Source organism: Streptococcus mitis (assembly GCF_946190335.1).
Taxonomy (GTDB): domain Bacteria; phylum Bacillota; class Bacilli; order Lactobacillales; family Streptococcaceae; genus Streptococcus; species Streptococcus mitis_CH.
Window position 1 is genome coordinate 283163 of record NZ_CAMHZN010000003.1, and the last position, 11931, is coordinate 295093.

Genomic DNA, 11931 nt, shown 5'->3' on the forward strand with positions numbered 1-11931 from the left:
TTGAAATGATAGGAAAGGAAAATAACTAGAGTGACAACTGTCATTCTGGAGAAATAAATTATGCTTGTATCTTATAAATGGTTAAAAGAATTGGTGGACATTGATGTGCCATCACAAGAGTTGGCTGAAAAAATGTCAACTACAGGGATCGAGGTAGAGGGTGTCGAATCACCAGCTGCTGGTCTCTCAAAAATTGTCGTCGGTGAGGTCTTGTCTTGTGAAGATGTGCCAGAAACTCACCTCCATGTTTGTCAGGTTAACGTTGGCGAAGAAGAAGCTCGTCAAATCGTCTGTGGAGCACCAAATGTGCGTGCTGGTATTAAGGTTATGGTGGCACTTCCGGGAGCTCGTATCGCTGACAATTACAAGATCAAAAAAGGGAAAATCCGTGGTTTGGAGTCACTTGGGATGATCTGTTCACTTGGTGAATTGGGAATTTCTGACTCAGTTGTACCTAAGGAATTCGCAGATGGTATCCAAATCTTGCCAGAAAATGCCGTTCCAGGTGAGGAAGTCTTCTCTTACCTAGACTTGGATGATGAAATTATCGAACTTTCTATCACACCAAACCGTGCGGATGCCCTTTCTATGCGTGGAGTGGCTCACGAAGTGGCAGCCATCTATGACAAGACAGTCAACTTTAAAGAATTCACTCTTTCAGAAACGGACCAAGCTGCAGCAGATGCCCTTTCTGTAGGTATTGAAACAGACAAGGCGCCTTATTATGCAGCTCGTATCTTGGACAATGTGACTATCGCACCAAGTCCACAATGGTTGCAAAACCTCCTTATGAATGAAGGTATCCGTCCCATTAACAACGTGGTGGACGTGACCAACTACATCCTGCTCTACTTTGGTCAACCAATGCACGCCTTTGACTTGGATACCTTTGAAGGGACTGACATCCGTGTACGTGAAGCGCGTGCTGGTGAAAAATTGGTGACCTTGGATGGTGAAGAACGTGATTTGGACGTGAATGACTTAGTCATCACTGTCGCAGACAAGCCAGTAGCTCTTGCAGGTGTTATGGGTGGTCAAGCAACAGAAATCTCTGAAAAATCTAGTCGCGTTGTCCTTGAAGCTGCTGTCTTCAATGGCAAATCTATCCGTAAAACTAGCGGTCGCTTGAATCTTCGTTCTGAGTCGTCTTCTCGCTTTGAAAAAGGCATTAATGTGGCAACAGTCAATGAAGCCCTTGATGCGGCAGCTAGCATGATTGCAGAACTTGCTGGTGCTACTGTACGTAAAGGCATCGTTTCAGCAGGTGAGCTTGACACTGCAGATGTAGAAGTATCTTCAACCCTTGCAGACGTTAACCGCGTCCTTGGTACGGAGCTTTCATACACTGATGTAGAAGATGTCTTCCGTCGTCTTGGCTTTGGCCTTTCTGGAAATGCAGATAGCTTTACAGTCAGCGTACCACGTCGTCGTTGGGATATCACTATTGAAGCAGACCTCTTTGAAGAAATCGCTCGTATCTATGGTTATGACCGCTTGCCAACTAGTCTTCCAAAAGACGATGGAACAGCTGGTGAATTGACTGTGACACAAAAACTTCGCCGTCAAGTTCGTACGATTGCTGAAGGAGCAGGTTTAACAGAAATCATTACCTATGCTCTGACAACTCCTGAAAAAGCAGTTGAGTTTACAGCTCAACCAAGTAACCTTACAGAACTCATGTGGCCAATGACAGTGGATCGTTCTGTCCTCCGTCAAAATATGATCTCAGGTATTTTGGATACGGTGGCCTACAACGTAGCTCGTAAGAATAAAAACTTGGCCCTTTACGAGATTGGAAAAGTCTTTGAACAAACAGGTAATCCGAAAGAAGAACTTCCAAATGAGATCAACAGCTTTGCCTTTGCCTTGACAGGCTTGGTTGCTGAAAAAGATTTCCAAACAGCAGCAGTTCCAGTTGATTTCTTCTATGCTAAAGGAATCCTTGAAGCCCTCTTTGCTCGTTTGGGACTTGCAGTGACCTATACAGCTACAGCTGAAATTGCAAGCCTCCACCCAGGACGTACAGCTATGATTTCACTTGGTGACCAAGTCCTTGGTTTCCTTGGTCAAGTACACCCAGTCACTGCTAAGGCCTACGATATTCCAGAAACGTATGTGGCTGAGCTCAACCTTTCAGCCATCGAAGTAGCCCTTCAACCTGCTGCTCCATTTGTGGAAATCACGAAATTCCCAGCAGTCAGCCGTGACGTTGCCCTTCTCCTTAAGGCAGAAGTGACTCACCAAGAAGTTGTGGACGCTATCCAAGCTGCCGGTGTGAAACGTTTGACAGATATCAAACTCTTTGATGTCTTTTCAGGTGAGAAATTGGGACTTGGTATGAAGTCAATGGCCTATAGCTTGACCTTCCAAAATCCGGAAGATAGCTTAACTGACGAAGAAGTCGCACGCTATATGGAAAAAATCCAAGCTTCTCTCGAAGAAAAAGTGAATGCAGAAGTGCGTTAAAGTATCAATCCATCCTTTGGGGTGGATTTTTGCTTTTCAAATAACAATTCAGGATCAAAAATAGACAGTTGAGGAACAGAGAAGATAAATTGGAGTTTACCAGTGTATAATGTACTCATAACTCAAAGTACCCTAAGATTTTTTACTAAAATGAGGATGATAAAAATGGACAGAAATCATTGTAAATGCTATCAAAAAGGAGTATAATGAGTGCAAGACATTTCGGAGGTGAAAGATGCTAGAAGTAAGAAGTCTAGAGAAAAGTTTTGGACCTAAGCAAGTTTTGTTTGGTATTGACTTTCAAGCGCGACCAGGTCGTATTTTGGGATTAGTCGGGAAAAACGGTGCTGGGAAGACAACGATTTTCCACAGTATTTTGAAGTTTTTAGAATACCAAGGAGAAATCAGTCTAGATGGTCAGGATATTCGTCAAGAGACCTACACTCGGATTGGCTATCTGCCTGAAGAACGCAGTCTCATGCCTAAATTGACAGTCCTTGAACAAGTTCGCTACTTGGCGACTCTAAAAGGTATGGATGCCAAGGAAGTCAAGGAAAAACTCCCTCAATGGATGAAGAGGTTGGAAGTGAAAGGAAAGCTGACAGATAAAATCAAGAGCCTGTCAAAAGGAAATCAGCAGAAGATTCAGCTCATCATTACTCTGATTCATGAGCCAGACTTGATTATCTTGGATGAGCCTTTCAGTGGCTTGGATCCAGTCAATACTGAATTGCTCAAGCAAGTCATCTTTCAGGAAAAAGAGCGCGGAGCAACCATTATCTTTTCTGACCATGTCATGACCAACGTCGAGGAGCTTTGTGACGATATTCTCATGATTCGAGATGGCCGTGTGGTCTTGCATGGGCCGGTCCAGGATGTCCGCAATCAATACGGGAAAACGCGTCTCTTTGTTTCAAGTGAACGAAGTAAGGAAGAATTGGAAAATCTTCCTCATGTCAAACAGGTGAGTTTGACCAAACAAGGCAGTTGGAAATTGATCTTAGAGGATGAGAGCGCTGGAAGGGAACTCTTCCCAATCTTGACTCAGGGGCAATACATCGCAACCTTTGACCAGCAAGCGCCAACAATTGATGAAATCTTTAAACTAGAATCAGGGGTGGAAGTATGAGAAATATGTGGGTTGTAATGAAGGAAACCTATCTTCGACATGTTAAGTCATGGAGTTTCTTCTTTATGGTGATTTCGCCGTTCCTCTTTTTAGCCTTATCTGTAGGAATTGGCTACCTCCAAGGGTCTTCTATGGCCAAGAATAGCAAGATAGCAGTAGTAACAACAGTGCCATCTGTGGAAGAAGGGCTCAAGGGTACTAATGGTATCAACTTTGATTATAAGGATGAAGCCAGTGCCCAAACTGCTATCAAGGATGAGAAAATCAAGGGTTACCTAACCGTCGACCAAGAGGACAGCGTCATCAAGGCCGTCTATCATGGTGAAACCTCTCTTGAAAGTGGCATCAAACTAGCTGTAACCAATAGACTAAATGAACTGCAATACCAACTCAATCGTTCGGCAGCTAATTTGTCTCAAGAACAGGAAAAACGCCTGAGTCAAACCGTTGATTTTACTGAGAAGATTGATGAATCTAAGGAAAACAAAAAAATTGTTCAAACCATTGCGGCCGCAGGGCTTGGTTTCTTCCTTTATATGATTTTGATTACCTATGCTAGTGTCACTGCTCAGGAAGTGGCTAGCGAGAAAGGAACCAAAATCATGGAGGTGGTCTTCTCTAGTATCCGAGCTAGTCATTATTTCTACGCTCGCATGCTGGCTCTGCTTCTTGTGATTTTGACCCATATTGGCATTTACGTCGTGGGTGGACTTGCTGCCATTCTTCTCTTTAAAGACCTACCAATCTTGGCACAATCTGGTATTTTAAACCATATAGGAGAGGCTTTCTCGCTCAACACCTTATTGTTTGTCTTGGTTAGCCTCTTTATGTACGTTGTTTTAGCAGCCTTCCTAGGTTCTATGGTTTCTCGTCCTGAGGACTCAGGAAAAGCCTTGTCGCCTTTGATGATTTTGATTATAGGTGGTTTTTTTGGAGTGACAGCTCTAGGTGCAGCTGGTGACAATCTCATCTTGAAGATTGGTTCATATATTCCCTTTATTTCGACCTTCTTCATGCCATTTAGAGCCATTAATGGCTATGCAAATGGGTTAGAAGCTTGGATTTCGCTTGCGATTACGATTGCTTTTGCAGTAACTGCAACAGTCTTTATCGGACGTATGTATGCTAGTCTCGTTTTGCAGACAGATGATTTAGGTCCTTGGAAAACCTTTAAACGTGCCTTATCTTATAAATAGAAGAGCCTCGCGAAAGCGAGGTTTTTTAGAGACAAAAAGAGTGGAATTTAGAAAAATATTTTTCATATCTATTGACTTTTAGGGGTGAAATTTGGTATGATAGTAGGCGGTATTGTTTACCCCATTTGAAAGGCCCCGGAACCTTCCAAATACTTTTCGATGGGAAGGAACACCCATCACCGTAAACAAAAATCGAACTATATATAGGAGAAATCATGAACAAAACAACATTTATGGCTAAACCAGGCCAAGTTGAACGTAAATGGTACGTAGTTGACGCAACTGATGTACCACTTGGACGTCTTTCTGCAGTAGTTGCTAGCGTACTTCGCGGAAAAAACAAACCAACATTTACACCACACACTGATACAGGTGACTTTGTAATTGTTATCAATGCTGAAAAAGTTAAATTGACTGGTAAAAAAGCAACTGATAAAATCTACTACACTCACTCAAACCACCCAGGTGGATTGAAACAAATCTCTGCAGGTGAACTTCGTTCTAAAAATGCAGTACGTTTGATTGAGAAATCAGTTAAAGGTATGCTTCCACACAATACTCTTGGACGCGCTCAAGGTATGAAGTTGAAAGTATTTGTTGGAGCTGAGCACACTCACGCTGCACAACAACCAGAAGTTCTTGACATTTCAGGACTTATCTAAGGAAAGGAACAATAAAGTATGTCACAAGCACAATATGCAGGTACTGGACGTCGTAAAAACGCTGTTGCACGCGTTCGCCTTGTTCCAGGAACTGGTAAAATCACTGTTAACAAAAAAGATGTTGAAGAGTACATCCCACACGCTGACCTTCGTCTTGTCATCAACCAACCGTTCGCAGTTACTTCAACTGTAGGTTCATACGACGTTTTCGTTAACGTTGTAGGTGGTGGATACGCTGGTCAATCAGGAGCTATCCGTCACGGTATCGCTCGTGCCCTTCTTCAAGTAGACCCAGACTTCCGCGATTCATTGAAACGTGCAGGACTTCTTACACGTGACTCACGTAAAGTTGAACGTAAGAAACCAGGTCTTAAGAAAGCTCGTAAAGCATCACAATTTAGTAAACGTTAATTCGAAAGAATTACTATACTTACAAAGAGCACCTTTCGGGGTGTTCTTTTTTGTACTTTCTTACTAAATTGGTGCAACTGACACAGTTGTTGCGACTTTAGTCACTTACAAATGTGACTGCAACCTGACGAGGTCAGTTGCCTCAAAACGTTAATCAATACGATTATATCAATGTTTCAAAGAGTCTGGGACAAAAGTCTAACCTTAAATATAAAAAGCGAACAAAACGAGTTATCTGACACTCAGAATTCTGTCTTGTTCGCTTTTTTTGTCTAATCTATCGATTTTTAAAATTTATAATAAAGAATTCCTAAAATAAAAATCTTTTTGTCCCAAACTCTTTTTTGTCGATTTTTAAGCTCGTATAGCTTTGTGATAACCTTCTGATAACCTCTGAAAGTTTAGTTCCTTTAACAGAAGAGTTGGAACAAGTCGGAAAGAATATCAATTCTATAGCCCGTCTTGCAACTGTAGTTGGGAGAATAAGCTATGAGAATAAAATGGATATGTCTATTTTGATGCAAAAAATAGTTGATGTGATGGAGGAAAAAGATGTTTATTTTCAAAAGTAATATGGACAAGGATTTTGATCAGATATGCGAATACATACTGAAATTAAAGCGAGCAGAATTATTTCTTCATGGAATTAAACAACAAGATAAAACGAAGGCTCGTTTGTATCATGCGATGCTGGAATACTACGATGCTGGAATACTACGATGCTAATCATAAAAAAGAAAGACATATGAGGATTTTAAAATAAGGAAACGCGGTTAAATTGAACTGCACCCTAAAAGTTAGACAGAAAAATCTAACTTTTGGGATGATTTGAATTTTGGGGAATCCCCAAACCCCGAGTTGTTAATTTGAATGCCATAACAACAAGTCAATAATTGATTTTAATAAATTGTACTCGTGGTGCTATTTATTTTCAAAATACAATAAAAAGCTCAAAAGGACTACACTGTAAGTGTTGAAACAAACAGGAGGTTAGCCCCAATGAGCGACTTACAATATACAGGTAAATCTCATCACTTGCAATGGACTTTGAAATAATTATCAAAATTTGTCTTCAGCTATATAGTGAACAATGTCCCGAATCTTACAAACATCGTAACAATATCAGCTTGTCTAAGGTTTCAGATCAGTCTCTATTAGTTTTGCTTATTTTACAGACTGAACTAGGCATTAAATCACAACGTCATTTCTATCGGATATGCCAACTCTTTCCCTGTGGGTGTCTCCCTGAAAGAAGTCGATTTAATCGACGGTTAAGACAGCTGATTTGGTTAGTTTAAATCATTCGGCAAGCCATGAATACTCAACTTTCTCAAAATAGTATTGTCATCATCGATAGTTTTCCATTATCACTTTGTCAACCTATTCGTAATCATTGAGCATGTATTTTCCATGAACTAGGCGACATTGGATACAATTCCTCTAAGTACCGTTGGTTCTGAGGATTCAAAGTACATCTGTTGGTCACTCTATCAGGCTATATTCTGAATAACGTTGTGACACTTGTCTTAGCACATGACATTGATATTTTCATTGCGTATCTAGGATGTCCTAGTCAACGAGGTCTCAATGAACATTCTAATGGCTTATTAAGACGAAATAGACTACCGAAACAAATGGATTTTACTAATATTTCTCAAAATTATTTATCAGCTAAACTGATAAAAGAAATAGAATTCCTAAAAAGTCTTTGAATTATCAAATACCATACCAAGTTTTTCTGAGTTACATGAAAAATCTAACTTAATTTGACAATCTAGGTTCTGAATATTTCATAAAGTATTAAATAGATAAATAGTATAGAATTTTTCAAGAATTATGCTAAGCGGTATACGTAAAAAGGTGTTTCTTTAGAGGAGAGATTTGGGAGTGGGGACCTAGTTTACATTTTATAAATTTAATGTATTCATAGTGGGTTTGAGTAATGTTAAGTTATACTTAAAAATATATTTAATTAATACTTTGTGACTCTGCTTTGGTATCAATACTAGATACTCTACAGAATTATAGTGGAATGAAGTAAAATATGAATAAACTGATTGGGAAATTCAAATAAATTTCTAGTAATATTTTAGAAGTTGCAGTTTACCACTCTAAATTCAATCAATTAAAATAAAATATGGAAGAAAAGGGTAGAGTAATTTTGAATAATTTGATATAATAAACTGTATTAATTAATGCTTTATTAAGGGGTTTCTGTTATGTTATTTAATCGTAAAGGAATAAATCAAAAGAATTGGAGAATGGTAAAAAAAGGGAAGCATTTTCTTTTTGGCTGTACTCTTTTTTTAGCAACTGGTGCAATAGGATTGCAACAAACACAAGTTGTCAGAGCAGATGAAGTGGCATCTTCAGTTGTTACATCAATGAACTCGGCAGAAGATGGAGATGATAGGGATAAAGGTAAAACACCTAAAGATGAAGTAATTAAGCAGGAAGATAATGAGATTAATTTGGGAGTCACTTCTCCATTATCAAAAAAATCTGATGAGCTCGATAAAAAAGAGGATGTAGCTAAAACAGAGGTTAATAAACAATCTTTAATCGAATTAATAGAAAAAATTAAGAATATAGACTTAAGCAAAAAAACTATAGATTCAGTAGAGAAATTGAATCTTTCTTTGTCGCGCGCACAACAACTGATGGAAAGTCCGACAGTAAGTCAAGAAGAGGTAGATAAAGAAGAGAAAGCTCTTAAAGAATCTTTTGAAAAATTAGAGGATAAACCTGAAAAAGAAAAAGCCTCAGAGTCTAGAGAAAAAACTGAGCCTCAAAAAGAAGAGAAATCAGATTTAAGCAAAGAAAAAATAGCAAAAGTAACAGAAACTGTAAATGAAATTTACAGTTTAGCTAATCAAATAAATTATGAGTTCAGCGATGCTGAGAAAGAATTAGTTAAAACAGCTGAAAAACTTTCTGAGGATAGTAACAGGGAGGACGAGGTAGAGTCGCTCCTAAAAGAAGTCACACGTCTTCGAAATAAAGTAGCAAATCGAATGACAAGAGCTCATTCTGGTAAACGTGACCCTAGAAATGGCCAACCTATTAATGGGAATGGTGAGAGTAGATTTAGGGCGGTATACTTTTTACCTACGCAAAATCAGCATGGAAGAGGAGAAGCTGGGTTAGTTAATGAAACTAGAACTGATTTGACGTATTATAATTCTGATGAGATATACTCATTTATGAGAGTGTTAGGTCAAAGAGGCCCAGGAGAACCTTTATATAAGTATGAATATGGAGAAAATAGAGGTAAGGAAGATAAATCACCATATTATTTAAAAACTGTAGGTGTTATTAGTGGTTTAGATAAGCTTAAAGGTATAACATTGAGAGTTGCTTATAAAAATCCTCGTACTGGAAAGGAAGACTTTCAGGATATCACATCTGGTGTATGGCCTGTTAATAATCCAGAAGTTAAAGCGGTTATAAGAGGTTGGCTTGGGCGTTATGATAAAACGGGAGAAGCTGTAGAGCCTGGTGATTATAGAGTAACTATTGCGGCAGGAAGAAGAAATCCGGAAAATAGTATTACTTATACATTTCATGTAAAAGCTCAAAGTGAGCGTAATACGGTTAATGATTTGGCAACACCAACTTATGTAGATGATGTCCGTCATTTAACGGAACCCGAAAAAAAAGCTTTAATTAAAAAGTTTGAGGATGCACACCCTGAAGTAGTCAATAGACCAGTCCATGTAGACTATGATCATGCCGAAGTTTCTGCTGACGGTGCAACAATGACGATTCACTTTAAAGATGGATTTGCACCTAAAACAATTCAAACAAATGCACAGAATGAGCCTATAGCAAAACATCAAAATATTACGGCATTATACGGAGATCCACATGATTTCTACAAAAATCCTAGAAATCTTGTGAAGTCAAAAACAGGAAATGAACTTCCATCTACTGTTGATGTGCAATGGAAAACACCATTTAATTTACAACAACCGGGAACACGAAATGCTGTTGTTACAGTAAATTATCAAAATGGAACCGTTAAAGATGTATCGACACCATATACAGTGCTAGATTTTGTAGGAAAACAAGACAAACGTATTAATCAACATCAAAGTGGTGAACTTGGTGATGCTAGAAGTTATATCACTTTATCAAATGGAACAGCACCTGCGACCGATCTGACGATTCGTTGGAAAGGTGGATCTACTGTAGATACTTCAAGACCAACGGTTCATCATAAACAAATTGAAATTCTTCGTGGAAATACGACGATGAAAACAGTCGATATTCCTGTTGAGATTGTTGATAATATTAGACCGACAGTAGAAATTCCGTATGATAATCCTGGTAATCAAGAAATTTATGTATATTCACATGAAAATAATAATATTACTTTAAAAGCAAAAGATAATAATGGAAAGGTTTCTAAAGTTTACTTAGCATTTGCAGCAGATAATAGACAGGGACTAGGACAAGAAGATAATAGCTATTTAGGTGGAGGAAGCCCAGATGGCTTATATCTAACAGCAACTAAGATTAAATCTGAAACTACAGGTTCAGATGCACAACCAGCAACAATTACGGTGAGTGGGAATATTAATAATCAACCATTTACCGGTGAAAAATCAATTACTCGTTATTTATACACCGAAGATCCGGCTGGAAATGCGAACTATGAACATGTAGGTCATGCGAATGATAATGGAGCACCAGGACGTATTCGTTTTGTATGGAAACCACAAACTTTCAAATATACAGCAACTGCAAATTCTCAAACACAAACAGTTAGCTATAAAGATGAACCAAGCGCAGAAGCAAATATCAATAAAACAGGATTACCATCAGGGACAACATATGCTTGGAAAACAAAACCAGATACATCAAGCCCTGGTAACAAATCTGGGGTAGTAGAAGTCACTTATCCAGATACTTCAAAAGATACTGTGAATGTAACTGTAAGTGTTCGTAAGTTAAGCGATGAATATGCTCCTACAGGAAATAAAATCGTTAGAAATCAAAATGTTCCGATTACAAATAATGACTTAAAAGCAGCAGTTGCTATTAGTAATAACGGTAATAGTAAGGTGAAATCCGTTACTGCTGGAACGATTAGTACAGCAAATGCAGGAACTCAAACGATTAAAGCGACTGTTACTTATTTAGATAATACGACAGATCCAGTTGACATACCTTTAGAAGTAAAAGACATAACAGCTCCAACGATCACAACACCAAGTGATAGACAAAATTGGGATTTAATTGCATTGGATAGAACATTACCTTCTATAAAAGTTGCAGCTACTGATAATACAGGAGGAACTGGTGTTAAATCAACAACGGTAACGGGCTTACCAGATTTCTTAGTATATGACAATGCGACTAAGACAATTAAATTTAAAAATGGAGTTCAAGAAGTAACAAAATTACCTGTTGGACAAGATAGTAAAACTTATACTGCAACTATTCAAGTAACAGATAATGCAGACAATCCTAGTCAAAGACAATTTACGATTACCGTCAAATCAATGACAACGAAATATACTGCAACTCCTAATGTGCAAAAACAAACGGTGAGTTATGATGTAAAACCAGATGCAGGAACAAGTGTTAATAAAAATGGATTACCAGCAGGAACAACCTATACATGGGCAACAACTCCAAGTACAACAACAGGACCTGGAGATAAAGCAGGTAGCGTAACTGTAACATATCCTGATGACTCAAAAGATACCGTGAATGTAACTGTAAATGTTCGTGCACAAAAAGATGAATACAAACCAGAACCAACAGTCCAAACAGTGGACAATGGAGCAGTACCAGAAGCAAGAAACAGCATTGGCAATGTGGACAGCTTACCACCGAAAACAACGTTTGAATGGAAAGATGGCGCACCAAATACAGCCGTAGGACAACCAGGCGAAGTATCCGGAACAGTGATCGTTCGTTACCCAGATGGCACAAGCGAAGAAGTTCCAGTGAAAGTCAATGTCAAAGGACAAGCAGACACGTACAAACCAGAACCAACAGTCCAAACAGTGGACAATGGAGCAGTACCAGAAGCAAGAAACAGCATTGGCAATGTGGA

At 38.8% G+C, this 11931-nt stretch carries 7 protein-coding genes and 2 pseudogenes; all 9 read left to right on the top strand.

All coding sequences use genetic code 11. The annotated features are described in order from the left end of the window. The first annotated feature begins 60 nt into the window (after window positions 1-60). On the top strand, window positions 61-2466 hold the full coding sequence (gene pheT, locus N8O43_RS06500) for a phenylalanine--tRNA ligase subunit beta (protein ID WP_261009434.1): 2406 nt from the start codon (window positions 61-63) through the stop codon (window positions 2464-2466). Between the two features lie 235 nt (window positions 2467-2701). Beyond that, window positions 2702-3595 (top strand): ABC transporter ATP-binding protein, encoded by an 894-nt coding sequence (locus tag N8O43_RS06505; RefSeq protein WP_084930414.1) that lies wholly within the window; start codon window positions 2702-2704, stop codon window positions 3593-3595. Beyond that, complete coding sequence (locus tag N8O43_RS06510; RefSeq protein WP_049542523.1) at window positions 3592-4791, top strand: ABC transporter permease; 1200 nt, start codon at window positions 3592-3594, stop codon at window positions 4789-4791. Before N8O43_RS06505 ends, N8O43_RS06510 begins: the two co-directional genes overlap by 4 nt. 215 nt (window positions 4792-5006) lie before the next feature. Further along, window positions 5007-5453: a 50S ribosomal protein L13 gene (gene rplM, locus N8O43_RS06515; protein ID WP_001044624.1), complete on the top strand. Its 447-nt coding sequence runs from the start codon at window positions 5007-5009 to the stop codon at window positions 5451-5453. An 18-nt stretch (window positions 5454-5471) separates the two neighbouring features. Then, entirely contained in the window at window positions 5472-5864 is a 393-nt protein-coding gene (gene rpsI, locus N8O43_RS06520) for a 30S ribosomal protein S9 (RefSeq protein WP_000075973.1), read from the top strand. 422 nt (window positions 5865-6286) lie between these two features. Further along, window positions 6287-6436: a hypothetical protein gene (locus tag N8O43_RS06525; protein ID WP_236564374.1), complete on the top strand. Its 150-nt coding sequence runs from the start codon at window positions 6287-6289 to the stop codon at window positions 6434-6436. Then, a pseudogene (locus tag N8O43_RS06530) lies at window positions 6417-6627 on the top strand (hypothetical protein). Before N8O43_RS06525 ends, N8O43_RS06530 begins: the two are co-directional and overlap by 20 nt. Before the next feature lie 236 nt (window positions 6628-6863). Further along, a pseudogene (locus tag N8O43_RS06535) lies at window positions 6864-7629 on the top strand (transposase). Between the two features lie 454 nt (window positions 7630-8083). After that, window positions 8084-11931 (top strand): Rib/alpha-like domain-containing protein (locus N8O43_RS06540; protein ID WP_261089789.1); only part of this gene is annotated, 3848 nt, incomplete at its 3' end.